We start from the raw sequence: 25,025 nt of genomic DNA, 5'->3' as shown, positions 1-25,025 counted from the left end.
TATGTATCCATGCCCTCGTTGTTACAGATCAGGAACGTGCCCGACGAAGTGCGCCGTGCACTCAAGGCGCGGGCAGCTGCTCAAGGTGAGTCCTTGAATGCATACCTGTTGAGCGTTCTCAACCGAGAGGTCTCGCAGCCGACGGTCGCCGAGGTACTTGACCGCGCTGCTCGGCGTAGCGAACGAGCGCCGGTGTCGGCAGTCGACGTCCTCGGCGAGGCACGTTCAGAGCGTGACGGCCAGTTGCAGCAGGTTCCGACGCGGTGATCGTTGTGGATAGTGCCGCCGTGGTTGATGCACTCACGGCGGTCGCCGGCACCGACGCGCTTCGTGCCCGACTTGCCGCTGACGAGTTGCACGCCCCAAGTCTGGTCGACTTCGAAGTAGTCTCCGCTTTGCGAGGGCTGACCCTTGGGGGCCACCTCAGCGCCACTCGGGCAGAGGATCTCCTTACTGACTTCAACGATCTGCCTCTCCAACGCTGGCCATCAGCGCACATCCTGCGAAGGCGCGCTTTCCAACTGCGCAATAACACCTCTGCCTACGACGCCGCATACGTCGCCTTGGCCGAGGCACTGGAATGCCCACTGGTGACACGAGATGGTCGACTTGCCCGATCAACTGGACATAGCGCTCACATAGACGTTCTGTAACTGATGAACCGAACCGACCGACTTTACGCGCTCGTCGACGAGTTGCGTGCCGTCGCGCCGCGGCCGCGCAGCGCACGATGGTTTGCCGATCGGTTCGAGGTGAGCGCGCGCACGATCGAGCGCGACATCAGCGCTCTGCAACAGTCCGGCGTCCCGATCTGGGCGGAACCCGGACGTACCGGTGGCTACTGCATCGATCGCGCACGCAGCATGTCGCCGCTGAACTTCACTGTCGATGAGGCGCTGGCAGTCGCGATCGCGCTCGGGAAAATGGACGGGACCCCGTTCCACTCATCCGCAACGGCAGCTCTCCGCAAGGTGGTGGCGGGCATGCACCAGGACGATGCGTCTCGCGCGACGACCTTAGCCTCCAGGGTCAGGCTGCTCGGTGACGACGAGCCTACGCCGCCGGCATCCGAGGCATTTGCCACCGCGCTGAGCTCGGGGAGCGTGCTCCGACTCGTCTACCGCGATCGCGCGGGGCAATCCACCGAGCGGGACGTCGAACCGCTCGGCTACATCGGCAAGGAATCGCACTGGTACTTGATCGGTTGGTGCAGACTGCGAAACGGCGTACGCGCCTTCCGGTGGGACCGCATCGCATCTGCCTCCGCGACCGGCGAACGCCCCGCGCGCCGGGCCTTCCGACCCGAGGACCTCGAGATCCCCTACGGCGAGTTGCGTCCGCTCGGAATCGAGTGAACAGCCCGGCGACCGATCGAAAAAAAGTCGGATTCGGGACGAAACACCGACATAACGGTGTCGCCCGCGGCCACGAGACTGGGGGAGTGAGCCGGAGAAACCGGCCAAATCTCGAAAGGAACCACCATGAACCTCGTCTCTGTGCGCATCATCTCGGCCGACGTGGCCAGGGCCGCCGACTTTTACGAAAACGTCACCGGCGGCACCGTCGTGCGGCCTCACGAACAGTTCGCAGAAGTCCGCACGGACGCCGGAACGCTTGCCATCGGCAGCATCGCCACCGTTGATCTTTTCGGCCCTGGATCGGCTCGCGCCAACGACAATCACACGGCCATCATCGAATTCCTTGTCGACGACGTCGATGCCGAATACGTGCGCCTGCGCGAATTCGTCTCGGAATTCGTGGGCGAGCCGACAGTGATGCCCTGGGGCAACAAATCGCTGCTCTTCCGCGACCCTGACGGCAATCTTGTCAATTTCTTCACCCCGACCACTCCGGAGGCGCGCGCCAAATTCGCCCGCTGGGACGGCGGCCGTGAACACGCGACGTCGCAGCCCGGCGCGTGACGCTGACACACTGAGAGAAACGGAGCGAACGCCGCGCCGCTCACCGAGATTGGAGCGCCCCATGAAAGCAGCCCGGTTCAACGAATTCGGCGGCCCCGACGTGCTTGAAGTCGCCGAATTGCCGGATCCCCATCCCGGACCCGGCGAAGTGCGCATTGCGGTGCGCGCGTCCGGCATCAATCCGAGCGACTGGAAGAAGCGCGAAGGCCTGATGGGCGATGAGCTCCCGCAGCTCATGGGACACGAAGCGGCGGGCATCGTCGACGAACTCGGCGAGGGCGTGAGCGATGCGACAATCGGCGACCCCGTGTTCGGCTTATCGGCCGAAGGCGCAGCACAGGCCGAGCTGGCGGTGCTGTCCAACTATGCGCCAATCCCGCCTTCGCTGGACTTCGCCGGGGCCGCCGCGCTGCCGGTCGCCGTCGAAACCGCCACGCGCTCACTTGACCGGCTTGGCGTCCGCAGTCACACCGTGCTGCTGGTCAACGGCGCGTCCGGAATCGTCGGTAGCGCGGCCGTGCAGTTTACCGTGGCACGCGGCGCCCGCGTCATCGGAACGGCCAGTCCGGCGAACCACGAATACATACGCTCTCTCGGAGCCGAGGCCGTGGCGTACGGCGAGGGTCTCACGGAGCGTGTTCGCGCACTGGCGCCGGACGGCGTCGACAGGGCACTCGATGTCGCCGGCAGCGGCGTCCTGCCCGAGCTGATCGAGCTGGCCGGCGGTCCGGAGCACGTGGTGACCATCGCCGATTTCCTTGGTGCGCGCGAGCACGGCGTGACGTTCAGCACCGGGGACACCGGCCGCGCCGTCCACGCGCTCGCCGAGATCGGCGAGCTGATCGAGTCCGGCCGATTTGCGCTCCCGGTCGCGGCGACGTTTCCGCTTGCCGAGATCGCGCAGGCCCACCGAATCGGTCAGGAAGGGCATGTACGCGGCAAACTCGTGTTGGTGATCGACTCGGCGTCAGCATGACCCATCCGCTCACGAAGTAGCGGTAGGGGTGTCGACCACTTTCGTTACATGTAACATTGCATTATGGCAACTACACGAGAACGAGTACGCGAGTATCGCCGGCGCTTGCGGGCGCAGGGTCTCCGGCCTGTTCAGATCTGGGTGCCAGATGTACGGGCTCCGGAGTTCGTTGCGGAAGCTCATCGCCAGTCGGCTGCGATAGCTGCCAGCGAACGTGAAGTCGACGACCAGACGTTCGTCGACGCCATCTCCGTCGACTGGGACACCGAGGTGGAGTTTGACGGGTGAGGCGAGGCGACATTTACATCGCTGCCGCGCGCAGTGCCTACACCGGAAAGCCGCGACCTGTTGTCATTGTCCAGGACGATCGGTTCGACGCAACCGCCTCGGTGACAGTCTGCCCGTTCACGACAAACCTCGTCCAGGCGCCGCTGATTCGGATCACCATTGAACCGACCTCTGCGACCGGGATCGATCAACCAAGCCAAATCATGGTCGACAAAGTCGCGACAATTCCACGAGTCAATGTGCGCGATTACCTCGGCCGGCTCCCGGACACCGACTTTGTCCGGCTCGACCGAGCACTGCTGGTATTCCTCGGGCTCGTTGATTGAATCAGCTCGCCCGACACAGCCGTACGGGGGAGATGGTCATCGTCGGCCGGTCAAGCATAAAACCCGAGCTTGCTCAATCTGCTGACCACTGCGAGCGCATCGCAATTTGAGACTATATTCACGATTCGACTTCGAACGCTGCTGCAGATCTTTCGGCTAACGGGGGTCGCGTCGATGTCGGATGGAGACCACCGTGCGACAGTTCACGACCGCGTGTTTCAAGATGAACGTGATTGCCCGGATACGTAAGGAGAGATCGGATATGAATACGAAGCTCACTATCGCCGGCGGCAGCCATGAACAAGTTGCGCCACTGTTCGATGGCCGTGTCACGATCGACGGCGTCGATGCCACCTTCGAGTCGGCGCCGGTAATCACCGAAATCTTCCGGGGCATGCTGGAAGGCAACTACGACATAGCCGAATTGGGCCTGACCTATTTTTTGCGCTCGTTCGACCATGCGGACCCGCCGTTCAAGGCGCTGCCGATCTTCCCGGCCCGCAACTTTCGGCACTCGTCCGTTTTCGTCAACACAGCAGCAGGGGTCCAGACACCGAAAGATCTGCCGGGCAAGACAATCGGTGATTTCGCGCTGTGGGGAAACGACGCGAGCGTGTGGATCAAGGGCATCCTCGCCGATGAACACGGTGTGACGCCCGACCAGTCCCGATGGGTCGTCGGCGGCACCAACCATCCCATTCCCTCCTTTGACTGGCTCCCGCAGCCGGTGCCGGACGGCGTCGATGTGCACCATGCTGCCGACGGCGCCCTACTCGGGGACATGCTCGAGTCCGGAGAGATCGACGCGCTGATGACCGTCGACGCTCCGCAGGCATTCATGGACGGCTCGACAAAGATCGCCCGCCTTTTCCCCGATTATGAGAGCGTCGAACGCGACTACTATCGGCGTACCGGAATCTTCCCGCAAATGCATATCGTCGCAGTCCGTCCGGAGCTGATCGAGCAGACCGACCTCCTGAAGTCGGTCTACCGCGGATTTGCCGAGGCCAAGGAACTGGTCCAGCAGCAGTACCGACGCGGCGCACTCAAACAGCACATGGACGTCATCACGCCCTGGTTCAGTCAGCTCTTCGACGAGAACAGGAAGCTGTTTGGCGAGGACTGGTGGCCGTACGGGCTTGCCGCCAACCGCACCGCCATTGACACGTTTCTGCGGTATCACTACGAGCAGGGGCTCTCCAAGCGCCTCCTGACCGCTGAGGACATCTTCGTTCCCGAGTTCTTGGACACCTGAAAGGCACCGGCGCCCGGCGCAGGCGGCATCGAGTCAGGTTGGCGGGATGACCGGGATTTCAAGAGTGGACGGCCGGCCGGCACTCCAGCTAATGGTGGCCTTTCCGGATGTGCTCGGCTGGTAGTGGGTCGGGAAGTGGCCGAACAGCGGATTGCGAGGCCGCAGGTAGCGACCGGCGACCAAGAGTCGAAGACTGTCGCCGGCGTGAAAGAGCGTGGCGGACGAGCTCAGCGGGATAAGGACCTCGACCTCCTCATTGTCGCGGACCGGCTGGAGAGTGCGGAACGTGTGCTCGGGCTGGTGGGGCGTGCTGAGCGTGGTGTCGAGTTCGCGCAGTGCCAGGCGGAGACGGCCCTGGGCAAGCAGATCGCGTCCGTAGCCGTAGGAACCTTCGAAAGTCACCGGCGTGCCGTGCGACCATTTCTCGACCCTGATGAACAGCCGCGGATCTTTTGCGCCAGTCGTCGCGACGTTCAGCCGTAGAGTCATGGGGCCGCTGAGTTCGGTTTTCTCTCGGAAACGGTATTCGAACCGGGCCGCGTTGCGCCTCAAGTCGAACGTGACGTTGCCGGCGGGGCCCTCGGATTCGCGTAGTGCACCTCCGGCGGCGAGGTGGAGTCGGCGCCAGTCGGTGCGTGCCAGCGGCCACTCGTTCTCGTTGCGTACGCCTGCGACGTGATCGCGGCGATCACGGATCTCCAGTCGCACTCGCGGTAGCCGTGGGGAGTCTTCCTCGCGCAGGTAGCGATCGAAGAACGTCAGCTGGTGCGCTCGCGCTTCCTCCCCGTAAAAGGTGGCCCACTTGGGCCCGCGATGCGCATAGGCGTACCGGTCGGCCGAGGCGACGCGCTGAAACGCGCGCATCGAGCCCACGCTGTGGAGGTTGTCGTCGGAAAAGCTCGTGCACTCCAAAATCGGGACAGTGATCTTCGACAGATCCGGCGTGATCGCCTCCCACCAGGCATCCCGGAGCGGATGCGCCCGCCGCTCGGCCGCCAAGTTCGTCGTCAGGCGGGCAGCCCGACCGCTGAGGAACAGCCAGACCCTGGCGAAGCCGTTCTCGACTACGCCGCCGGGGGTGAAAAAGTCACGGTAGGCGTCGGTGAACCCCTCCCACGGGCAGATCGCCTTCAGCGCCGGCGGACTCAGGGCGGCGACCTTGTACTGCGACAGCGCCAGATATGACACCCCAAGCATGCCGATTCGGCCCGTACACCACGGCTGGTCGGCGGCCCACTCGATCACCCGGGAGATGTCATCGGCCTCCTGGTCGGAGAACAAGTCCCCGCGGCCCTCGGAATGGCCGCCGCCGCGCGTATCCAGGTTGATGACCGCATAGCCGTGCCGGGCCCACCACACCGGATCGGGTGCCTCCCAGCTGGTCTGGTCGGAGATCCGCAGCGGAGCCGGCTGGTTCATGATGCGGAACTGCGGGTTCAAAGCCCACTTGCCGCGCTTGAGCTTGGGCACCGCATCTTTCCCGTAGGGATGCGCCGACAAAATCGCGGGGAGCGGGTCGTCGGTGTCGGCCGGGCGGAACAGATTCAGCCGCAAAGTGACGCCGTCACGCATGTGCACCGGCACGTCGACGGACTTTGTGACATCGGGCGGCATCCGATACACGTCAACCGGTGGGTGCAGAGCTGCTCTGCGTCGCCGCCGTGCATATGCGGCGCGCCCCGGGCGCTCCCACGGCTTGTCCAATGCGGTGTTCGTCATGACGCATCTCTGATCTTATGAATTTGAGTCCTACTCAAATGGACTTGAGCGTTACTCTAGAACATGAGATACGCTGTTGTCCATGACCCCGGAAAAACGAACTCGGTCGAATTTCCACAGCCGCCAGAAGAAGGTCGGCGACGCTCTGCGACGGGACACCCGGGCCCGGCTCCTGCAGGCCGCGGAGACCGAGTTCGCCGCGCACGGGTACAGCGGGACGACTGTCACCCGTCTTGCCGGCGCGGCCGGAGTATCCGTGCAGACTCTCTATCTCGCGTGGGGAAGTAAGCGCGCACTCCTGCGCGCGTACGTGGAGAAGCTCTTGGCCGGGCCCGCGGCTTCTCCGGAGGACGCGGCCGGTCGGTTCGTCGGTCTGTCGCCGCGCGAGCGGCTCGCGGAATTGGCCGATGTCGTCGCCGAGGTCGCCGGCCGTGCCGCCATCGGGTGGACGCTCTACCGCGATGCGGCCGCCGTCGATCCCGAAATCGCCGGCGACTGGAGTGAACTGCAACTCCTGCGCCATCGACTGTTCACTCGCGTGGTCGGCGATATTCCGGCTGCCGCGCTGGCCAAAGGACTGACGCGCCAGGGGGCCATCGACACGGCCTGGACGATTGCGAGCCCCGACAGCTATGACCTCCTCGTGCACCGTCTCGGCTACACTCTGGGCGAGTTCCGTGCCTGGATGAAGCAGACGCTGGGCGCCGCACTACTCGACCCGGACCGGGGTTCGAGCGCATCATGAGTGAATAACTCGTCCGCCGAGAAGGGCAGCATCATGACCGCACGCGACGACACACCCACTCCTCGGTCATCCCGGACGACCTGCGCGATCGCGGGCGGCGGGCCGGCCGGGCTAGTCCTCGGGCTGCTGTTGGCCCGCGCCGGCGTCGACGTGACGGTGCTGGAAAAGCACGCCGACTTCCTCCGGGACTTCCGCGGCGACACCGTTCACCCGACCACGATGGGACTCCTCGACGATCTGGGGCTGTTCGACCGGTTCGATACGCTTCCACAGTCCCACGTGAAGGGTGTGAAACTTCCCGGGCCCGACGGTGCGGACGTGCTCATCACGGACTTCACGCGCCTTCCGCTACGCCACCCCTACATTGCTATGGTTCCGCAGTGGGACCTGCTCGATCTCATTGCCGAGGCCGCATCCGCCGAGCCGAGCTTCACGCTGCTCACCGAACACGAGGTGACCGGCGTCGTCCAGGAGGGCGACCGCGTTGCGGGCATCGACTACACGTCGCCGGACGGCGAAGGGCGCCTGCTCGCCGATCTCACCGTGGCCTGTGATGGTCGCTGGTCAGCCGTCCGCCGAGCCGTCGGCTTGCCGAGCAAGGAGATTCCGGTCGACTTCGATATCTGGTGGTACCGGGTGCCGACCGCTCGTCATATCGGCGAGTCGCTCTTTCCGCGCACGGCCAAGGGACGCGCGGCGATCGTGATCCCGCGCGAGGGGTACCTCCAAATCGCGCAGATTGGCCGCAAGGGCACCGATGCGCAAATTCGCGCGCGAGGAATCGAAGCGTTCCGGGCCGAGGTCGCCGAGCTCCTGTCCGACGTGGCCGGCGATCAATCCGGAATCAAGTCCATGGACGACGTCAAACATCTTGACGTGCGGGTTGACCGGCTGCGTCGCTGGCACGCCGCGGGAGTGCTCTGTATCGGGGATGCCGCGCACGCCATGTCGCCGGTGGGCGGCGTCGGCATCAACCTCGCCGTGCAGGACGCCGTCGCGACGGCCCGTCTCGTCGCCGGCCCGCTTCTCCGCGGCGAGTTCAGCCGCCCCGCCGGCGATCGAATCCTGGCACGGGTGCACCGGCGACGCGTCGTTCCCACTGTCGTGATCCAGAGTCTGCAACGCGTCATGCATTCACGCGTCATCATGCCAGCCCTCGACGGGAAGACAGTGCGGCTGGGGCGCCGAGTGAGCCGCACTGTGGAACGCTTGCCGTTCCTGACCATCGTCCCGGCCTTCGTCGTCGGAGTCGGTCCGCGGCCGGAACGGGCACCCGCCTGGGCCACGTCGCGGGCTCACCCGTTTCGCGTGCGGCTCGGCGCTCCGCGTGGTCGTATCGCGCGTGACAGGCCGCACGCGGAGCAGCTAGGCCGCGCGGAAGATCAGGACGCCTACCGCGGGTTTGGTGTCGAACTTCCGGGAGCGCTCAAGGTCCGAAGCTCGCCGAACACCTCGTCGACGATGGCAGGCATGGATCGCGTCTCGTCGTCGCGGATCCACTGCGTGAAGGCGATGCCGAACACCGTTGCGCCGGACTCGGCCGCCAAGCTGGCGGCGGGCTCGCCGATACCGCGCCGATGAAGCGCTTCGACGAGTGTCGCTGCGAGAGACGACATCTTGTGCGACTCACGTTCTTGAAGAGCGGGATTCCGATCAATCAGAACCTGCCGGATGCGCGACTGCGGCCGGCGCTCGTCGGGGAAAAACGCTGTCGCACTGTGGATTGCGGCCGCAACGATCTCGAGCGGGGACGAGCCCGCCGGAGCGGAATCGATGCCGTCGAGGAACGCTTGGACGAACTGCTCTTGACCGTGAAACAGCACTTCGCGCTTGTCGCTGAAGTGCCGAAAGAACGTGCGCTCGGTCAGGCCGACGGACTCGGCGATTTCCGCCGCCGTCGTCTGCTCGAACCCGCGAGTGGCGAACAGTTCGAGCGCTGCCGCTTGAAGACGCTCTTTCGCGCCCGGTTTCCAACGCACCATAGTTTTCAGCATACCGTGATGACAGTGACTGTCATAAGGTGTACTGTGATGTCTGTGACTGATAACAGTCACTGACATCACTGGTTCAACCGCTCCGCCCGACGACGGAGTTTGAGGAGATCACTATCATGCACGTATTCGTCACCGGAGCCACCGGATGGATCGGCTCCGCCTCCGTCGATGAACTTCTCGCGGCCGGACACGAGGTCACCGGCCTTGCCAGATCCGATGCATCGGCATCCTCGCTTGAAGCAAAGGGCGCGCACGTGCGCCGAGGCGATCTCGACGACCTCGAAAGCATCCGCGCCGGCGCCGAAACCGCGGACGCCGTCATCCATTTGGCCAACAAGCACGATTTCGACAACCCGGGCGTGTCCGACGCTGCCGAGCGAGCCGCCGTCCAGACCATTGGAGACGCGCTTGCCGGTACCGCGCGTCCGTTTCTGCTGGCGTCCGGTGTCGCCGGACTCGCGCAGGGCAGGCCCGCGACCGAGGACGACGCGTCGTCGGCGCACGGCCCAAAGTCGCCCAGGGGAGGAAGCGAGAACCTCGCGCTCGAATTCATCGGACGCGGCGTGCGTACGGTTTCCGTGCGGTTTTCGCCGTCCGTGCACGGAGCCGGCGATCACGGGTTCATCGCGCATTTGTCGGCGATTGCCCGCGCCAAGGGCGTGTCCGGTTATCCGGGTGACGGAGCCAACCGGTGGGCGGCCGTGCACCGCTCGGATGCGGCGCGCGTCGTCGCGCTTGGGCTCGAGAAAGCCCCGGCCGGGAGTCTCTTGCACGCGGTCGCCGAAGAGGGTGTTTCGAGCCGCGACATTGCGGAGGCCATCGGCCGTGCGAACGGATTGCCCACGACGTCGATCGCGCCGGACGACGTCCCGGATCACTATGGATGGATCGGGCAGTTCTTCTCGATGGACTTCGCGGCGACCAGCCATGCGACTCGAGAGCTCCTCGACTGGACGCCGTCCGGCCCGGGCCTGATCGACGATCTCGACGCCGGCGCGTATTCGGTGCCGGAACCAGCCACCACGTGAGGAGCACCAGCATGCGCACACTGATCGTCTTCGGCTACGGGCCGGGGATTTCGCACGCGACGGCGGAACGGTTTGGAAGCGAGGGTTATTCGCTAGCGCTTGTCGGCAGAAACGGCGAGAGGCTTGCGGACGGCGTCCGTCGTCTGAAGGATCACGGCCTGGAGGCCGCGGCCTATCAGTCGGATGCGGCCGACTCCGCCGCTATCCGGCGGACCATCGCGGAGATCCGTGCGGGTATGGGAAGCATCTCCGCCGTTCTCTGGACAGCCTTCAGGAGCGGCGACGTGACGGACGTTCTGGCGGCGCGCCCCGACGATGTCGAGCGCGCGTTCGATGTCGGAGTGGCGGGGCTCTTGACCTGTGTTCAAGAGGTATCGGCTGATTTGAAGTCGGCTCCCGGAGCTTCGATTCTGGTGGCCAACGGAGCCGTCGGCGAACTCACGGCGGAGGCCGACGGCTTTGCGAAGCTCTTAGGGATCGATGGTGTCGGCCTCGAGAACGCCGCAAAGTCCAAGCTCGTCGGGATCCTGGCAGAGCGGCTGCGCGAGTTCGACATCCACGTGGGCGAGGTGACGATCGCCGGGTCGGTCAAGGGTACGGCGACTGCAACGCCGACGGCGATCGACCCGTCGGCGATCGCCGATCGGTTCTGGCGGCTTGCACGGGAACGGGATCGGACTCGGGTGCGCATGGTCGAAGAAGGGCCGGCCCTATTCGGCTGACCCGCCCGTTCCGCTCCGCGTGGGTCTGCGTTCGGTCGTTTGACGTTCCGCGTGCGGGTCGGTGTTCCGCATGCGGCTATAACGGCCCATACGCCCACGCGGAACACCGACGTGCACGCGGAAGGAACGGATGCGCACGCGGAAGCCCGATGCGTGGGAGTCAACACCAGCGAGGTCAATTCGCGGGCGCCGGCGACCGCGGTCGTTGAAGGGGCAGTTCGGGTGCGCTCCTACGCGACGCGGTAAGCACTAATCGAATAGTGTGGTAAAACGGTTGGGATTAGGCATGTGATTACTATTGCTTTTCCTCTGGTTTGCAGGAAAATAAGGGTATGGACACCGTTGCAGCGCCAAAACGAGCGTGGTTGAAGGCATATCGCGATGCCGTGAGTTTGCCAGTGACGACATTGGTCGCTGAACTGCGTGACCTGTTAGGTGCGCGACTCGTGGCGTATCTTGGCTCCGTCAAAGAGACCCGGGCGGTTCGCCAGTGGGCCGATGGATCGCGGGAGCCGTCTGCCGCTACTGTAACGCGACTCCGGGATGCGTATCAGATTGCGGTTCTATTGGCCGCGCAGGAACCTCGCGGAGTCGTCCAGGCCTGGTTTCAAGGCATGAACCCCGAGTTGGACGACGTTTCACCGGCTCGTCTGTTGCGTGAGGGCCCCAGGGAGGACGCCGGTCGCCGTGTGAGTGCGGCCGCGAGAAGTTTCGCCGCGACAGGACAGTGATGACTGGCGAGAGCATCGCTGTCGCCGTGACGACGCCACACGGACCGGTTTGGCGGGTTGGGTACCGTCCGCACCCATGGGCGTGGACCGGATGGGAGTGGGCCCCGACGGCCGGCCGCTTCAACGGCCGATGGGACGATCGTCAAGGAAATTTTCGTACTGTTTACGCTGGCTCAACTTTGAAAGCCTGTTTGATCGAAGTACTTGCTCAGTTCCGGCCGGATCCGGTGGCTTTGTCCGTGCTGGATGAGATTGAGGTGGATGCCCAAGATGCCGAGCTGTATCCGTCGGGTCGGCCAGGTCATGTTCCGTATGCATGGTGTGAAGCTCGGCTTATCGGAAAGGCAACGCTGGTAGGCAATTTTTGCGATGTCACGAATTCGCGGACTTTAGCGGCACTTCGACCGCACTTCCTTAGCGTTGCGGAATCGCTGGGGATCGACGACTTCGATGGGGCGGCGGTGCGGATAGCGCAACCACGCGAACTTACGCAGCGTATTGCGGTTGCTCTCTACACGCTGACTGACGTTAACGGTGTGTATTACAACTCGCGGTGGGGCGACGATTTACACCTATGGGCGATATTCGAGGGGCCCGGCGACTCTTCGATAAGCCCGCTTCTGACAAATGTCGAGCAGACGTCTGTGACACCGGACTTGCCCGAGATCCGCGAAGCTTTCAACTGTTTGGGCCTCGAATGGAGTGGCCCCTAGACTCGAAAAGTGCGTTCAACCTTCGGTTCACCCGCTGCCTGATTCACGCCGGTGCAGGTGCCGCTCCGGAGTCTGAAATCGTAGACACCTGAACCTCCGAGCGGTATGTGACCGGAGCCACATGGTGGCAGTATCGACCCATGAGCCAAAAGACCGCGCCAGACGCTCCGGCAGACAAGCCCGGATTCCTGGTCGAAAGCCACTCCATCGGTTACGTGCCGAGGAGCGAACGGTACGGCAGGCCGCTCAACCAGTTCACTCTGTGGTTCGGTTCGAACCTCAACATCACGTGCATCGTGACGGGCGCGCTCGCCGTCGTGCTCGGCGGCGATGTCATCTGGTCGATCATCGGCCTGTTGATCGGGCAGATTCTCGGCGGCGCGGTCATGTCGTTGCACTCGGTACAGGGCCCGCGCCTCGGTTTGCCGCAAATGATCTCGTCGCGCGCCCAATTCGGCGTGTACGGCGCGGTCATTCCGCTCGTTCTGGTCATTTTGATGTACATCGGATTCGCGGCGTCCGGAACCGTGTTGGCCGGGCAAGCCGTCGCCGGGCTGATTCATTCTCCGCACTGGACCGGCATCATCATCTTTGGCATCGTCACTGCCGTCATTGCGATCATCGGGTATCGCCTGATCCACGTAATGGGCAGGCTGGCGTCGCTGATCAGCGGACTCGCGTTCGTCTACCTAACCATCAGGCTTCTGACCGGAACCGACCTGGGTGCGCTGTTCGGCGATAACCACTTCACGGTCTCCAGCTTCGTGCTGGCCATGTCGCTGTCCGCTTCCTGGCAGATCGCGTACGGCCCATACGTCGCCGACTATTCGCGCTATCTTCCGGCAAGCACGAAGCAGGGCACCACGTTCTGGTCGACCTTTGCCGGCGCCGTCATCGGTTCACAGTGGTCCATGACCTTCGGTGTGCTGGCCGCGGCCATCGCCGGCGACAAATTCGCCGGCGACGAGGTCGGATTCGTCGTCAGCCTCGGCGGCACCGGAATCGTCGCGGCAGCGCTCTACTTCGTCATCGCTCTGGGCAAACTGTGCGTGAACGTGCTCAATGCGTACGGCGGATTCATGTCCACAATCACCACCATCACCGGTTTCGCCGGCCATCGGGAGATCACGAAGAGCGCCCGGGCCGTCGTCGTCTCCGCGATCATGGTGATCGCCATGGTGATTGCGTTGGCCGGAAGCACGAATTTCGTCGACAAGTTCTCGACATTCCTGCTCTTCCTGCTCACGTTCTTCACGCCCTGGTCGGCAGTCAACCTCGTCGACTTCTACTTCCTGTCCAAGGAACGCTACGACGTGCCGGCAATCGGCGACCCGAACGGCCGGTACGGCAAATGGAACGTCGCCGCCATCGCCAGCTACGTCATCGGCCTGGCGGCGCAAATGCCGTTCCTCTACACGAGCTTCTACACCGGCCCATTCGTCAAGGCGCTCGGCAATACCGACTACTCGTGGATCATCGGGCTGATCGTGCCGGCCATCGTCTACTTCATCTTGTCGAAGATCATCAAGCGGTCGATCCCGACCCGGCTGATCCTGCCGGACGACGCGGAAGGCGAGAAAGTGGAGTGACGTCCGGCCGGCGCCGACCGGGGACCGGACGACGTCCGCCGCCGTCCGGACGCCGTCCGCCTGCCGATATGTCGAGGCGCCGAGCCGCGGCGGGCTGATACTTTTATGGGCGTGCCTAGTATGACAATGACTCCGCAGCGCAATGACGATTCGTTCGCCTCAATTTGGGACGAGGTCAAGTGGCGTGGGCTCGTCCACGTATCGACCGATGAAGCCGCCCTTGAAGAGGCGCTGACCCACGACACCGTCACCTATTACTGCGGATTCGACCCGACTGCGCCGAGCCTGCATCTCGGGCACCTGGTTCAGTTGTTGCTCATGCGGCGACTGCAGCTTGCCGGACACAATCCGCTCGGCCTGGTGGGAGGCTCGACGGGGCTGATCGGTGATCCGCGCCCCACCGCCGAGCGCACGCTGAACACTCCCGAGGTGGTCGCCGAATGGGTCGGTTACTTGAAGGGGCAGGTGCAGAACTACCTCGACTTCGAGGGCGAGCACGCCGCTCGGATGGTCAATAATCTCGACTGGACGGCGCCGATGAGCGCCATCGACTTCCTCCGCGAGATCGGCAAGCACTATCGCGTCGGAACGATGCTTGCCAAGGACGCCGTCAGTGCGCGCCTGAATTCGGACGCCGGCATCAGCTACACCGAGTTCAGCTACCAGATACTCCAAGGCATCGATTTTCTCGAGCTCTACCGCCAGTACGGCTGCACCCTGCAGACCGGCGGCAGCGATCAGTGGGGCAACCTCACCTCCGGAACCGACCTGATCCGCCGTGTCGAAGGCGAAGCCGTACACGCTATCGGAACGCCGCTCATCACCAACTCGGACGGCACCAAGTTCGGCAAGAGCGAAGGCAATGCCATTTGGATCGACGCGAAGATGACAAGTCCGTACGCGTTCTACCAATTTTGGCTCAACACCGCCGATGCCGATGTGGCCAACCGGCTCAAGGTATTCACGTTCTTGAGCAGCGCCGAGATCGCCGAGATGGACGAGGTGACGGCATCCCGCCCGCAAGCCCGCGAGGCGCAACGGCGACTTGCTTATGACGTGACGAGTCTCGTGCACGGTCAGGATGCCACCGAAAAGATCGTCGAGGCCTCGCAGGCGTTGTTCGGCAGGGGAGAGGTACGCGGACTGGACTCCGTGACTCTCGGCCACGCGATCGCCGAACTGCCGCAGGGCACCGCGTCGCGTGACGCCGTCGCCGGCGGGTCGGTCAGTGTCGTGGACGCGCTCGTCTCATCCGGGCTCGTCACCTCGAAGGGGGCGGCGCGTCGAGCCATCTCCGACGGCGGGGCCTACGTCAACAATGAAAGGGTCACCGACGAATCGGCGGTCCTGGCCTCGGACGACGTGCTGGACGCCGGCGCCGTCCTGCTTCGCCGCGGCAAGAAGACGCTCGGCGCACTCGTCGTCGAATAGGCGGGCGCGCTCGTTGAGTTCCACGAGCGCACGATTCATCGATCGAGCCGCATGCTCGTGACCGTTCCGTGAGCGGTCGCGAGCATGCGGCTTTTTTCGCTGCCTGAATACCGGCTTCCCAAGCAACGGCGGCCGCCCTCGATCAACCGGCTCCGGCCGCCGAATCCTTGAATTGCTGCCGGCACTGTGCACGGCAACGACCACTGGCCCGACGGGGAAAAGCTCATGGGTTGCCTAATGTGTGTACATTTGGATAGCGTGTGGCTTTTACGCCTACGTTGATGGTTGGAGGTTCGCCGTTGCGCCGGAGAGGCAGTTCTGCGTCGTCGAAGCGAACGTGGCTGATAGTTGTTGCGTCGGTGGCCGCGCTGGTCTTGTTGGGGTCGGCCGTGTGGACGAGCCACGGCTCGGGTGGCGATGATTCGCAAGCCGGGGCGTCGGAAGTCACCGGCGAGCCCAGTCACGCTCAGACGAGGACGTCTCCGAATCCCACCAAGACCGGGAGAGCCAAGAGCCGCGACACCGATCCGGGTGTCGAGCGGCGCCAGTACGCCGATCGATTGGCTTTGGGACGGGCCGACGCGCCGGTCGTGATGATTGAGTACGCCGACTACCGGTGCCCGTTCTGCGGGTTGTTCTCGCGTGACACGTTGCCGAAGCTCAAAAAGGAATATATCGATACCGGCAAGGTGAGGTTTGAATGGCGCGATATGCCAATATACGGTGAGCAGTCGGAAAATGCCGCCATTGCCGCACGCGCGGCGGGCCGGCAAGGCAAATATTGGGCCTATCACAATGCCGTGTATGACGCCGCGCCCGAGCGTGGGCATCCGACGCTGGGGCGCGCCACGCTCGTGGGGTTTGCCAAGCAGGTGAACGTGCCGGATATGGCGAAGTTCAAGCGCGATCTCGGAAGTAGCAAACTTGCTCGCCGGGTGCGGGCGGACGCCGAGGAGGCTCGTTCCATCGGCGCATCCGCCACCCCGACGTTCGTGATCGGACAGACCGCGGTGCCCGGAGCACAACCGATCAAAGTGTTCCGAAAGGTTATTGACGACGAGTTGACGAAAGCCGAAGGCAAGTAGTGGACATCGGGTTTACCGGTGCACTGCTCGGCGGCGTGATTTCGCTGTTGAGTCCGTGTTCGGTCATGCTGCTTCCGGCCTTTTTCGCGTACGCGTTCGCAGCCCCCGCCAAGCTGCTCGGTCGTACCGGCGTGTTCTATCTCGGACTCGTTGTCACCCTCGTCCCGCTCGGAGTGTTCTCTTCTGCGCTTGGCTCTTTGGCCGGAGACAACAGGTATGTGCTGGTGCGGATTGTTGCGATAGTTGTGATGGTGGCGGGTCTGGTGCAGCTTTCCGGCCTTCCGATACCCGGTCTGCGTCGCACCGAAAGTGCCGGAAACAGTACGTCCGCGATCTCGGTGTTCTTTCTTGGTGCCGTGTACGCCGTCGCCGGGGTCTGCGCCGGGCCGATACTCGGTTCGGTCCTGATGGTCGCGGCGATCGCCGGCAATGCCGTTTACGGCGGCGTGATGCTGGCAATCTATGCATTGGGAATGACAGTGCCGTTGTTCGTGCTGGCTCTTGTGTGGAATTCAATGGGTATGCGTGGCCGGGCATTGGTTCGGCCACGCAGCGTGCATATTGGCCGCTGGCGAAACACGTGGCTCATGATTGTTTCGGGCATCCTGTCGATCGGAGTGGGCATACTGTTGCTGGTCACCAACGGCACGGCGGACTTTGGCGGATTCTTTTCCGTCGGCACGCAGTACAAGGCCGAATCATGGGTCAGTAATTTCGGATCGACTGTTTCCAACTACTGGTTCATCGGCGGGGCAGCGGTCGTGCTGGCCGGCGTGGCGATCATCGTGCGGTTGCGCAATCGTCCGCGACGTCGGGACTCGGAAGCCGCGAAACGATGAAACGTCGAAGTGACGACACACGCTCGATCAGCGCCGAGCTCCGAGCGTGGCCGACTCGCAGGTGGTTGTTCGCCGCCGGGACGACGGTGTCGGTTGTGCTGGTCACGGGAATTCCAACTGATTTGATAGACACTCCGCTGTTCACCCGTGACGTGCCGGTGACATGGTGGGCGTGGCCGGTATTAATAATGACGGCCCTACTCAGCGGTCTTGTCGCGGCCACCTATGTGGCGCGAAAAGATGCGTCGACCAGGCGCGACAGCGGATCGCGTTTCGGAATGACCGGCGCCGTCATGACGTTCTTCGCCGTTGGCTGTCCCGTGTGCAATAAGCTCGTGTTATTGGCGCTCGGGTATACCGGGGCGATCCAATTTTTTGAACCGGTACAGCCGTATTTGGCAGTTGTCGCCATCGGCGCGCTCGGGTGGGCGCTGGTATGGCGGATTCGCCGTGAACGCACGTGTCCGCTTCGCCCCGATGGCGCTTCGGGTCGGCGATGAGCGCGAGCTTGCGGAAGAGCGTACGAGAAGACCCGATTCGTGCAGACATTACGATTAGGCTGAGATGTCCAGCGTGATGAAAGGAACCGACGTGGGTCAGCCGGCCGTGAAATCGCTGCCGTTGTGGCAGCGGATTGCCAGTGATCTCGAACGGCTGATCGATGAGGGCGAATTCGCGGCGAGATTTCCGGGGGAGCTGGAACTGGCCGACCGGTACGGCGTCAGTCGCGGCACGGTACGCAAAGCACTGCAACCGCTACGCGATCGGGGCGTGATCAGCTCCGAACGCGGGCGGGCCCCTCGGGTCATCGATACCGTCGGCGCGTCCAGTTACGGCCCGATTTACAGTCTGCACGAGACTGTTCGCGGGTGGGGCTTGCGCCAGACCAACGTTGTCTTGCGGCAAGGTACGACGCGTCACGAACGCGTGGCAGCAAAGTTGCGCCTACCCGCTGACACCGAATTCTTTCATTTGGCGCGCGTTCGCTTGGCCGACGGCACCCCGTTTGCCGCGGATCGACTGTGGATCCCGTTGGAGACCGCCCGACCCATGCTCAACGCGGATTTCACGGATGTCGCCGTGTATCAGCAACTACGTGACAAATGCGGCGTGACGATCACCGGGGGATACGAAGAATTGCGTCCCGTGATTGCGGATTCAACGCTGGCGCAGGCGCTCGAGTGCGAGCAAGGGACCGCCGTGTTCAAGAACGAGCGGCTCTCGGCGGGTCCGGTCGGTGCAGTCGAATTCCGGGAAACATACATTGTCGGCGAACGACTTTCCGTAGTGCGCTCGTTTGGTAAGGGACCGCCGCCGGAGCGTGCGGACGGCCCGGTGGACGACGACGAGTGGTGGAAGACCGTCGAGTAACCGGGCCGCGGCATGATCGCCGATGCGCGAACCTTCTCGGTCTGGTCCGCACGTGAAAGCGCATGCTTGTCGTGCGAAATACCGGCAACGGGCGGACTGCTTTAGACAATGCGTTCGATCTCGACGACGCAATAGTCGGAGTCCGGCGCCCCGGATAGGCGGTGCGTCGCGGCCGGCGCATCGTGGGCGTCGAGGCGCATCAAGTCAAAATGCCCCAAGGTCAGCGACGTGCCGGACTCGCCCTGACCGTCCGAAAGTTGGACCGTGAGATCGGCGCCGGCATTGAACAGCAGCGTCGTCGCAGCCCGCGAAACCAAATGCGCGTCGCTTTCCGGCCGACACCATTCAAGGTGTGCCGCGACACGATCGCCGCGATAAATCAGATTGAAGTCGCGAATCGGTCCGTCCAACAGTTCGCATTCGGTGTGATCGGCGCCGTCGAACCAAAAGGGCACGAACCGGTGAAGATCGTCACCCGGGACGTCGTTCACGGTCAAGCGCATACCGGCGCCTTCGACAGTCGAAATAACTCTCCGGTACCCGGGGAATCGCGAGAACTCGCCCTCCGAGGAAATGTCGGCAATGGATAGCCGCCAGTCGAACCCGTCGGGGCCGTCCTGTCTGGCCAGCTCGACGGTGGTGCCGCGTCCGTTGCGCCACGGCGTGCGGACGTGCTCGGCTGCCGGAAAAACGGTAGTACGGATCATCACGCGGGCCCTGTCGTGAGTTCGGCGAGAAAATCGATTATTACTTCCCGCTCGGCCGCCGACATGTTCGCGACGACGTGGAATCGGCGCGCATGCGTTCTGCCGACCGATTCGCGCACGCGCCGGTGCGTGCCGGGCGTGATGGTGATGGCCAACGCGCGCCTGTCGGTGGGGTGCGGACCGCGCGTGATGTGTCCGGCAGCAGCAAGACGGTCGAGGAGCTTGGTCGTCGAAGCCGTCGAGATGTCCAAATGCGCGGCCAGAGCGCCCGGGGTGACGACGGCACCGATGTGTTTGCTGGCCACCAGGAAACGCAGCGCCCGCATATCGTTTTCATTGAGATCCATATCGGTGCGCGAGCGTAAGCGGATACGCTCCTCTTCCTCGCGCCAGTCCCGCATCCCGGCCAGCACCCGGGTGATTTGAGCAATGTCGTCGTCGCTCAATTGTGAGCGGTCGACTAGCTGCTGGTCGGCATCGATCACTCGAGGGTCGAGGAGCCAGTCAGCGTCTTCGCTTCGCTCGGAGGGCGGTTCCATAGAAGAAAGTATAAAACACGAATATAATATGTTTAGCTTGTAACTAGCCAAGCTAGTTTTAAGGAGTGGGCGATGAATCGTGCCGACACCGATCGGGGCACGCCAACTTCGGCGCGCACGCGATGGTTGCGCATACTGCTGCCGTCAATCGTGATCGCGTTATGGCTTGTCGGAGCCGCAGTCGGTGGCCCGACCTTCGGCAAGATCTCCTCGGTCTCGACGAATGACCAGGCATCATTCCTTCCGGCCAGCGCCGAATCGACGAAGGTGAGCAACGCACAAGAGAAATTCACCGACTCCGACGCGCTACCGGCCATTGTCCTTCTCGAATCAGACACAAAGATCGACAAAGCCGACCTCGGCAAATACTCCAAGCTCGGTACGACGTTCGGCGACGTCAAGGGAGTTGCCTCCGAACAGGACATCACCGGGCCCATCCCGTCCAAGGACGGCAAGGCGATCGAATTCATCGTTCCCGTCAATGACTCCGACAATCTGGCAGGCGTTGTCGACGACCTTCGCGCTGCAGCAGCCAAGCACACGCCGTCGAGCATAACCAGCTACGTCACCGGGCCGGCCGGCCTGACCGCCGACCTCACCGAAGCCTTCGGCGGCATCGACGGCATTCTGCTCGTCGTGGCCGTGAGCGCCGTCTTCGTCATCTTGCTGCTCGTCTACCGGTCTATCGTGCTGCCGTTCCTCGTGCTGCTCACCTCGGTATTCGCACTGACCGTGTCGATCTTGGTCGTCTACTGGTTTGCACGCGCCGGCTGGGTCGACCTCAATGGGCAAAGCCAAGGAATCCTCTCCATCCTGGTGATCGGCGCCGCCACCGACTACTCGCTGCTGCTCGTGGCCAGATTCCGGGAAACTCTGATCCGGGAGCAGTCCCGCTGGACGGCGATTCGGCACGCCTGGCGTGCCGCATTCCCGCCGATCGTCGCTTCGGGTTCCACGGTGATCCTGGCACTGCTTTGCCTGCTGTTCTCCGATCTCAACTCGAACAAGAGCTTGGGGCCGATTGCGGCCATCGGCATTGCTTTCGCATTGTTGTCGGCACTGACGGTGCTCCCGATGTTTCTTGCGGTCTTTGGCCGCGTCGCGTTCTGGCCGTTCCAGCCGAAATTCTTGCCGGGCGGCCCGCACGAGGCCAGGCACGTCGACGAGGACGTCGTCGCGGGCCTCGAGGGAGTGCGAGGGCTGTGGCGGCGGATCTCGGCCGGCGTTGCGCACCGTCCCCGGATCCTCTGGATCGCGGCGCTCGTATTTCTCGGAATTTGCAGCGCCGGTATCACGCAGTTGCACGCCGGCGGGGTGCCGCAAACCGACGTCGTGTTGTCGGCGTCCAACGCCGCGGACGGGCAAAAGGCATTATCGCGACACTATCCGGGCGGTCTCGGCAGCCCGGTCGTCATCCTGGCCGACAAGTCCAAAGCCGACGACGTGAAGCGGGCCGTTGCGGACGAAAAGGGAATCAGCTCGGCCGACTTCTACACCGGATCGCAGCAACGGCCGGGTGCGCCGTCGTCGAAACCCGTCGTGAAGGACGGCAAGGTGCTCATTGACGCGGTGCTCACGGCATCGCCGGACTCCGACACGGCCACGGACGTCGTCCGGCATTTGCGACGCGACCTGCCGGCAGTCGACCGGGATGTGCTGGTGGGCGGCGTGACTGCCTCGAACCTGGACACCAATACGACGGCCCAGCACGATCTCGCCACGATTATTCCGATAGTCCTGGTCGTCATTCTGTTGATCTTGATCATTTTGCTTCGCTCGATACTGGCGCCCGTGCTGCTGATCTTGACTGTCGTCGTCTCGTACGTGTCGGCGCTGGGGGTTTCCGCGCTCGTGTTCAACCACATCTTCGACTTTGCCGGTGCTGACCCGGCGGTGCCGTTGTTCGGGTTCGTGTTCCTGGTGGCGCTCGGCGTGGACTACAACATCTTCCTGATGACGCGTGTGCGAGAGGAGTCCGCACGCATCGGTACGCGGCCCGGGATTCTGCGCGGGCTCAGCCTGACCGGGAGTGTGATCACCTCGGCCGGGATCGTGCTGGCCGCCACGTTTGCGGCGCTGGCCGTGATCCCGATCCTCTTCTTGGCGCAGATCGCGTTCATCGTCGCATTCGGAGTGTTGCTCGACACCATCGTCGTCCGGTCGTTGCTGGTGCCGGCGCTTTCATACGACATCGGCCGCGCGATTTGGTGGCCGTCGAGACTCAGCCGGTCGAGCTAGGCCCGGCCGTTCGTGACGAAGCGGGTCGGACGCGCGGCCTGTTCGCGGGGTAGTTTGACGCCCGTGGGGTGGTAAATACCGCCTCGCGGGCGACAAACCACCCCGCCGGCTGAAAGCCGGTTACCGCAAGTCGGTACCGTCGAGCCGCGTCGAGATCTCTGCCGACTGCGTGACGGTGCGGCCGACGGTGCAGTGCTGTTCGATGGCGCGGTCCACGACCGTCCGAAGGCGCGTGAGTTCCTTCTCATCAAGGCCGGACAAATCGACGTCCATGTCCTCTTCGATCGACAAGTACCGGTCTTCAGCCTCGTCCGACTGTCCATGGGCGCGCACCGTCATGGCGAAATCATCACCCAGGCGGCGGGCCAGACCCGCATCCGACGTCATCCCGGCGCAGCCCGCCAACGCGACTTTCAGCAATTCGCCGGGCGTGAAGACACTGCCGGCTTCAACCGGGCCGATGGCGACTTCGGCCCCGCGCTGGTTCCGACCGGTAAAAGTGCGCGTTCCGGTGCGGGTTACCCAGACGGTGCCGGGACGGAGATCGGTGGGAGTGGAATACGAGTTCGTCATCTCTCCAGCCTGCCACGACAGCCCTCCGAGAGCGCCCTCAGGCCGTGTGGCACACGACACAGCCGACCGAGTTGCATGGTGGCCGGTGAACCAGTAAGTTATTACTTGCTGCCCACGACGCAGGGCTTCGCACGGCCCGGGAATCACCCGGAACGATCGGAGCCGGCAAGGGCGGCCATCCACAAATAGTCAGTAATGACTCATTGCTTTTGTGCGGTCTAAAACGGTTTAAATATCGATTTTGACTTCAGAAAAACGGATGATAAAGTAAATATCGAACACGGCGCAGAAAACAATTGCCAGCTAAAAGGAATTGTAATTATGCGATGTGTGTCTGTTCTTTGAGAACTCAATAGTGTGTTTTGTTTGATGTTGTGTTGCCAAATTTTTTTGGTGTCTGCATTGGCTGGCCTTTTTGTTGGTTGGTGTGGGTGCTGTTTTGGTGAAAACATTTTTGATGATTGACGGATAAGTTTTCGTTGGTTGTTTGTTTTTGCTGGGATGTTTGAATTTTTCGTTTTTTTACGGAGAGTTTGATCCTGGCTCAGGACGAACGCTGGCGGCGTGCTTAACACATGCAAGTCGAACGATGATCTCCAAGCTTGCTTGGGGGGATTAGTGGCGAACGGGTGAGTAACACGTGAGTAATCTGCCCTTCACTTCGGGATAAGCCTTGGAAACGGGGTCTAATACCGGATGTTCACTTTCTGCCGCATGGTGGGGGGTGGAAAGATTTTTTTCGGTGAGGGATGGGCTCGCGGCCTATCAGCTTGTTGGTGGGGTAATGGCCTACCAAGGCGGCGACGGGTAGCCGGCCTGAGAGGGTGACCGGTCACACTGGGACTGAGACACGGCCCAGACTCCTACGGGAGGCAGCAGTGGGGAATATTGCACAATGGGCGCAAGCCTGATGCAGCGACGCCGCGTGAGGGATGACGGCCTTCGGGTTGTAAACCTCTTTCAGTAGGGAAGAAGCCTCATTTTTGGGGTGACGGTACTTGCAGAAGAAGCACCGGCTAACTACGTGCCAGCAGCCGCGGTAATACGTAGGGTGCAAGCGTTGTCCGGAATTATTGGGCGTAAAGAGCTCGTAGGTGGTTTGTCGCGTCTGCTGTGAAATCTAGCCGCTTAACGGTTAGCGTGCAGTGGGTACGGGCAGACTAGAGTGCAGTAGGGGAGTCTGGAATTCCTGGTGTAGCGGTGAAATGCGCAGATATCAGGAGGAACACCGGTGGCGAAGGCGGGACTCTGGGCTGTTACTGACGCTGAGGAGCGAAAGCATGGGGAGCGAACAGGATTAGATACCCTGGTAGTCCATGCCGTAAACGTTGGGCACTAGGTGTGGGCCGCATTCCACGTGGTCTGTGCCGCAGCTAACGCATTAAGTGCCCCGCCTGGGGAGTACGGCCGCAAGGCTAAAACTCAAAGGAATTGACGGGGGCCCGCACAAGCGGCGGAGCATGCGGATTAATTCGACGCAACGCGAAGAACCTTACCAAGGCTTGACATACACCGGAAGACTGCAGAGATGTAGTTGCCCTTTGTGGCTGGTGTACAGGTGGTGCATGGTTGTCGTCAGCTCGTGTCGTGAGATGTTGGGTTAAGTCCCGCAACGAGCGCAACCCTCGTTCTATGTTGCCAGCACGTGATGGTGGGAACTCATAGGAGACTGCCGGGGTCAACTCGGAGGAAGGTGGGGATGACGTCAAATCATCATGCCCTTTATGTCTTGGGCTTCACGCATGCTACAATGGCCGGTACAAAGGGTGGCGATACCGTGAGGTGGAGCGAATCCCAGAAAGCCGGTCTCAGTTCGGATCGTAGTCTGCAACTCGACTACGTGAAGTCGGAGTCGCTAGTAATCGCAGATCAGCAATGCTGCGGTGAATACGTTCCCGGGCCTTGTACACACCGCCCGTCAAGTCACGAAAGTCGGTAACACCCGAAGCCGGTGGCCCAACCCCCTTGTGGGGAGGGAATCGTCGAAGGTGGGACTGGCGATTGGGACTAAGTCGTAACAAGGTAGCCGTACCGGAAGGTGCGGCTGGATCACCTCCTTTCTAAGGAGCATCACTATTGAAGTGGCCATGGCTCGTGCCGAGTGTGTGCGGGGGTGGTTTGCTCATGGGTGGAACAACACAATCGTCGGATTCCTCACGTTGGGGGCCGGCGCCTACGAACTCTAGTACGCCGATGATTAGTTTGCCGTGATGGTGGATTGGTTGTCTGGTTGG

At 62.7% G+C, this 25,025-nt stretch carries 24 protein-coding genes, 1 rRNA gene and 1 pseudogene; 21 read left to right on the top strand and 5 right to left on the bottom strand.

The genetic code is table 11. The annotated features are described in order from the left end of the window. Positions 1-9: 9 nt before the first annotated feature. From BJY26_RS17135 to BJY26_RS17100, 8 genes are all read left to right on the top strand, one after another. Positions 10-267, top strand: coding sequence for a FitA-like ribbon-helix-helix domain-containing protein (locus BJY26_RS17135; RefSeq protein WP_179429395.1), 258 nt, complete (start codon positions 10-12; stop codon positions 265-267). Next, positions 264-653: a type II toxin-antitoxin system VapC family toxin gene (locus BJY26_RS17130; RefSeq protein ID WP_179429394.1), complete on the top strand. Its 390-nt coding sequence runs from the start codon at positions 264-266 to the stop codon at positions 651-653. The genes BJY26_RS17135 and BJY26_RS17130 overlap by 4 nt, the downstream gene beginning before the upstream one ends. A gap of 3 nt (positions 654-656) precedes the next feature. After that, positions 657-1,355: a helix-turn-helix transcriptional regulator gene (locus BJY26_RS17125; protein ID WP_179429393.1), complete on the top strand. Its 699-nt coding sequence runs from the start codon at positions 657-659 to the stop codon at positions 1,353-1,355. Positions 1,356-1,481: 126 nt separating this feature from the next. Beyond that, positions 1,482-1,922 (top strand): VOC family protein, encoded by a 441-nt coding sequence (locus BJY26_RS17120; protein ID WP_179429392.1) that lies wholly within the window; start codon positions 1,482-1,484, stop codon positions 1,920-1,922. Between the two features lie 61 nt (positions 1,923-1,983). Next, positions 1,984-2,898 (top strand): NADP-dependent oxidoreductase, encoded by a 915-nt coding sequence (locus BJY26_RS17115; protein ID WP_179429391.1) that lies wholly within the window; start codon positions 1,984-1,986, stop codon positions 2,896-2,898. A 63-nt stretch (positions 2,899-2,961) separates the two neighbouring features. After that, the gene (locus tag BJY26_RS17110) at positions 2,962-3,186 is read left to right on the top strand and encodes an antitoxin MazE family protein (RefSeq protein ID WP_179429390.1); all 225 of its coding nucleotides are present in this window, start codon (positions 2,962-2,964) and stop codon (positions 3,184-3,186) included. Continuing rightward, a complete protein-coding gene (locus BJY26_RS17105; RefSeq protein ID WP_179429389.1) occupies positions 3,183-3,512 on the top strand; it encodes a type II toxin-antitoxin system PemK/MazF family toxin in 330 nt (109 codons plus the stop codon). Before BJY26_RS17110 ends, BJY26_RS17105 begins: the two co-directional genes overlap by 4 nt. Positions 3,513-3,774: 262 nt before the next feature. Beyond that, a complete protein-coding gene (locus BJY26_RS17100) occupies positions 3,775-4,767 on the top strand; it encodes a substrate-binding domain-containing protein (protein ID WP_179429388.1) in 993 nt (330 codons plus the stop codon). A gap of 33 nt (positions 4,768-4,800) precedes the next feature. Here the strand turns inward: BJY26_RS17100 and BJY26_RS17095 are convergent, their stop codons facing one another. Then, complete coding sequence (locus tag BJY26_RS17095) at positions 4,801-6,486, bottom strand: CocE/NonD family hydrolase (protein WP_179429387.1); 1,686 nt, start codon at positions 6,484-6,486, stop codon at positions 4,801-4,803. 82 nt (positions 6,487-6,568) lie between these two features. Between BJY26_RS17095 and BJY26_RS17090 the strand changes: the two genes are divergently transcribed. Together BJY26_RS17090 and BJY26_RS17085 are read left to right on the top strand one after the other, a co-directional pair. Beyond that, positions 6,569-7,231 carry a TetR/AcrR family transcriptional regulator gene (locus BJY26_RS17090; RefSeq protein ID WP_179429386.1) on the top strand — a complete coding sequence of 221 codons (663 nt, stop codon included), beginning with the start codon at positions 6,569-6,571 and terminating at the stop codon, positions 7,229-7,231. A 33-nt stretch (positions 7,232-7,264) separates the two neighbouring features. Then, a pseudogene (locus tag BJY26_RS17085) lies at positions 7,265-8,503 on the top strand (FAD-dependent oxidoreductase); the annotation flags it as partial. Positions 8,504-8,622: 119 nt separating this feature from the next. On the opposite strand, the gene BJY26_RS17080 reads toward BJY26_RS17085, so the two are convergent. Then, complete coding sequence (locus BJY26_RS17080; protein WP_179429385.1) at positions 8,623-9,213, bottom strand: TetR family transcriptional regulator; 591 nt, start codon at positions 9,211-9,213, stop codon at positions 8,623-8,625. Positions 9,214-9,341: 128 nt separating this feature from the next. Between BJY26_RS17080 and BJY26_RS17075 the strand changes: the two genes are divergently transcribed. The 9 genes from BJY26_RS17075 (at position 9,342) to BJY26_RS17035 (ending at position 18,734) form a co-directional block, all read left to right on the top strand. Continuing rightward, the gene (locus BJY26_RS17075; RefSeq protein ID WP_179429384.1) at positions 9,342-10,253 is read left to right on the top strand and encodes an SDR family oxidoreductase; all 912 of its coding nucleotides are present in this window, start codon (positions 9,342-9,344) and stop codon (positions 10,251-10,253) included. An 11-nt stretch (positions 10,254-10,264) separates the two neighbouring features. Next, positions 10,265-10,975, top strand: coding sequence for an SDR family NAD(P)-dependent oxidoreductase (locus BJY26_RS17070; protein ID WP_179429383.1), 711 nt, complete (start codon positions 10,265-10,267; stop codon positions 10,973-10,975). Positions 10,976-11,705: 730 nt separating this feature from the next. Beyond that, the gene (locus tag BJY26_RS17065; RefSeq protein ID WP_179429382.1) at positions 11,706-12,419 is read left to right on the top strand and encodes an RES family NAD+ phosphorylase; all 714 of its coding nucleotides are present in this window, start codon (positions 11,706-11,708) and stop codon (positions 12,417-12,419) included. Positions 12,420-12,559: 140 nt separating this feature from the next. Beyond that, the gene (locus tag BJY26_RS17060; RefSeq protein ID WP_179429381.1) at positions 12,560-14,008 is read left to right on the top strand and encodes a purine-cytosine permease family protein; all 1,449 of its coding nucleotides are present in this window, start codon (positions 12,560-12,562) and stop codon (positions 14,006-14,008) included. A 120-nt stretch (positions 14,009-14,128) separates the two neighbouring features. Further along, on the top strand, positions 14,129-15,439 hold the full coding sequence (gene tyrS / locus BJY26_RS17055) for a tyrosine--tRNA ligase (RefSeq protein ID WP_237249192.1): 1,311 nt from the start codon (positions 14,129-14,131) through the stop codon (positions 15,437-15,439). A gap of 299 nt (positions 15,440-15,738) precedes the next feature. After that, positions 15,739-16,524 (top strand): DsbA family protein, encoded by a 786-nt coding sequence (locus BJY26_RS17050; protein ID WP_179429379.1) that lies wholly within the window; start codon positions 15,739-15,741, stop codon positions 16,522-16,524. Then, complete coding sequence (locus tag BJY26_RS17045; RefSeq protein ID WP_179429378.1) at positions 16,524-17,363, top strand: cytochrome c biogenesis CcdA family protein; 840 nt, start codon at positions 16,524-16,526, stop codon at positions 17,361-17,363. The genes BJY26_RS17050 and BJY26_RS17045 overlap by 1 nt, the downstream gene beginning before the upstream one ends. Then, on the top strand, positions 17,360-17,863 hold the full coding sequence (locus tag BJY26_RS17040; protein WP_179429377.1) for a hypothetical protein: 504 nt from the start codon (positions 17,360-17,362) through the stop codon (positions 17,861-17,863). The genes BJY26_RS17045 and BJY26_RS17040 overlap by 4 nt, the downstream gene beginning before the upstream one ends. A 76-nt stretch (positions 17,864-17,939) precedes the next feature. After that, entirely contained in the window at positions 17,940-18,734 is a 795-nt protein-coding gene (locus tag BJY26_RS17035; RefSeq protein WP_237249195.1) for a GntR family transcriptional regulator, read from the top strand. A gap of 101 nt (positions 18,735-18,835) precedes the next feature. Here BJY26_RS17035 and BJY26_RS17030 read toward each other — a convergent pair whose 3' ends face one another. Next, positions 18,836-19,441 (bottom strand): HutD/Ves family protein, encoded by a 606-nt coding sequence (locus tag BJY26_RS17030; RefSeq protein ID WP_237249194.1) that lies wholly within the window; start codon positions 19,439-19,441, stop codon positions 18,836-18,838. Beyond that, positions 19,441-19,980: a MarR family winged helix-turn-helix transcriptional regulator gene (locus tag BJY26_RS17025; protein ID WP_179429374.1), complete on the bottom strand. Its 540-nt coding sequence runs from the start codon at positions 19,978-19,980 to the stop codon at positions 19,441-19,443. Before BJY26_RS17025 ends, BJY26_RS17030 begins: the two co-directional genes overlap by 1 nt. 72 nt (positions 19,981-20,052) lie before the next feature. Between BJY26_RS17025 and BJY26_RS17020 the strand changes: the two genes are divergently transcribed. After that, positions 20,053-22,218 carry an MMPL family transporter gene (locus tag BJY26_RS17020; protein WP_179429373.1) on the top strand — a complete coding sequence of 722 codons (2,166 nt, stop codon included), beginning with the start codon at positions 20,053-20,055 and terminating at the stop codon, positions 22,216-22,218. Positions 22,219-22,338: 120 nt separating this feature from the next. Here BJY26_RS17020 and BJY26_RS17015 read toward each other — a convergent pair whose 3' ends face one another. Further along, positions 22,339-22,791 carry an OsmC family protein gene (locus BJY26_RS17015; protein ID WP_179429372.1) on the bottom strand — a complete coding sequence of 151 codons (453 nt, stop codon included), beginning with the start codon at positions 22,789-22,791 and terminating at the stop codon, positions 22,339-22,341. A 521-nt stretch (positions 22,792-23,312) separates the two neighbouring features. Here BJY26_RS17015 and BJY26_RS17010 point away from each other — a divergent pair. Continuing rightward, positions 23,313-24,851: ribosomal RNA gene (locus BJY26_RS17010) — 16S ribosomal RNA — on the top strand. The last annotated feature ends 174 nt before the right edge of the window (positions 24,852-25,025 follow it).

Source organism: Spelaeicoccus albus (genome assembly GCF_013409065.1).
Taxonomy (GTDB): domain Bacteria; phylum Actinomycetota; class Actinomycetes; order Actinomycetales; family Brevibacteriaceae; genus Spelaeicoccus; species Spelaeicoccus albus.
This window is presented reverse-complemented; position numbering and strand designations above follow the sequence as displayed.

Excerpts from the sequence above, each read along its gene's own strand:
- BJY26_RS17135 (WP_179429395.1), top strand. The coding sequence starts at position 10 with ATGCCCTCGTTGTTACAGATCAGGAACGTGCCCGACGAAGTGCGCCGT.
- BJY26_RS17125 (WP_179429393.1), top strand. The coding sequence starts at position 657 with ATGAACCGAACCGACCGACTTTACGCGCTCGTCGACGAGTTGCGTGCC.
- BJY26_RS17120 (WP_179429392.1), top strand. The coding sequence starts at position 1,482 with ATGAACCTCGTCTCTGTGCGCATCATCTCGGCCGACGTGGCCAGGGCC.
- BJY26_RS17115 (WP_179429391.1), top strand. The coding sequence starts at position 1,984 with ATGAAAGCAGCCCGGTTCAACGAATTCGGCGGCCCCGACGTGCTTGAA.
- BJY26_RS17110 (WP_179429390.1), top strand. The coding sequence starts at position 2,962 with ATGGCAACTACACGAGAACGAGTACGCGAGTATCGCCGGCGCTTGCGG.
- BJY26_RS17100 (WP_179429388.1), top strand. The coding sequence starts at position 3,775 with ATGAATACGAAGCTCACTATCGCCGGCGGCAGCCATGAACAAGTTGCG.
- BJY26_RS17095 (WP_179429387.1), bottom strand. The coding sequence starts at position 6,486 with ATGACGAACACCGCATTGGACAAGCCGTGGGAGCGCCCGGGGCGCGCC.
- BJY26_RS17090 (WP_179429386.1), top strand. The coding sequence starts at position 6,569 with ATGACCCCGGAAAAACGAACTCGGTCGAATTTCCACAGCCGCCAGAAG.
- BJY26_RS17080 (WP_179429385.1), bottom strand. The coding sequence starts at position 9,213 with ATGGTGCGTTGGAAACCGGGCGCGAAAGAGCGTCTTCAAGCGGCAGCG.
- BJY26_RS17075 (WP_179429384.1), top strand. The coding sequence starts at position 9,342 with ATGCACGTATTCGTCACCGGAGCCACCGGATGGATCGGCTCCGCCTCC.
- BJY26_RS17070 (WP_179429383.1), top strand. The coding sequence starts at position 10,265 with ATGCGCACACTGATCGTCTTCGGCTACGGGCCGGGGATTTCGCACGCG.
- BJY26_RS17065 (WP_179429382.1), top strand. The coding sequence starts at position 11,706 with ATGACTGGCGAGAGCATCGCTGTCGCCGTGACGACGCCACACGGACCG.
- BJY26_RS17060 (WP_179429381.1), top strand. The coding sequence starts at position 12,560 with ATGAGCCAAAAGACCGCGCCAGACGCTCCGGCAGACAAGCCCGGATTC.
- tyrS (WP_237249192.1), top strand. The coding sequence starts at position 14,129 with ATGACAATGACTCCGCAGCGCAATGACGATTCGTTCGCCTCAATTTGG.
- BJY26_RS17040 (WP_179429377.1), top strand. The coding sequence starts at position 17,360 with ATGAAACGTCGAAGTGACGACACACGCTCGATCAGCGCCGAGCTCCGA.
- BJY26_RS17035 (WP_237249195.1), top strand. The coding sequence starts at position 17,940 with ATGAAAGGAACCGACGTGGGTCAGCCGGCCGTGAAATCGCTGCCGTTG.
- BJY26_RS17030 (WP_237249194.1), bottom strand. The coding sequence starts at position 19,441 with ATGATCCGTACTACCGTTTTTCCGGCAGCCGAGCACGTCCGCACGCCG.
- BJY26_RS17025 (WP_179429374.1), bottom strand. The coding sequence starts at position 19,980 with ATGGAACCGCCCTCCGAGCGAAGCGAAGACGCTGACTGGCTCCTCGAC.
- BJY26_RS17020 (WP_179429373.1), top strand. The coding sequence starts at position 20,053 with ATGAATCGTGCCGACACCGATCGGGGCACGCCAACTTCGGCGCGCACG.
- BJY26_RS17015 (WP_179429372.1), bottom strand. The coding sequence starts at position 22,791 with ATGACGAACTCGTATTCCACTCCCACCGATCTCCGTCCCGGCACCGTC.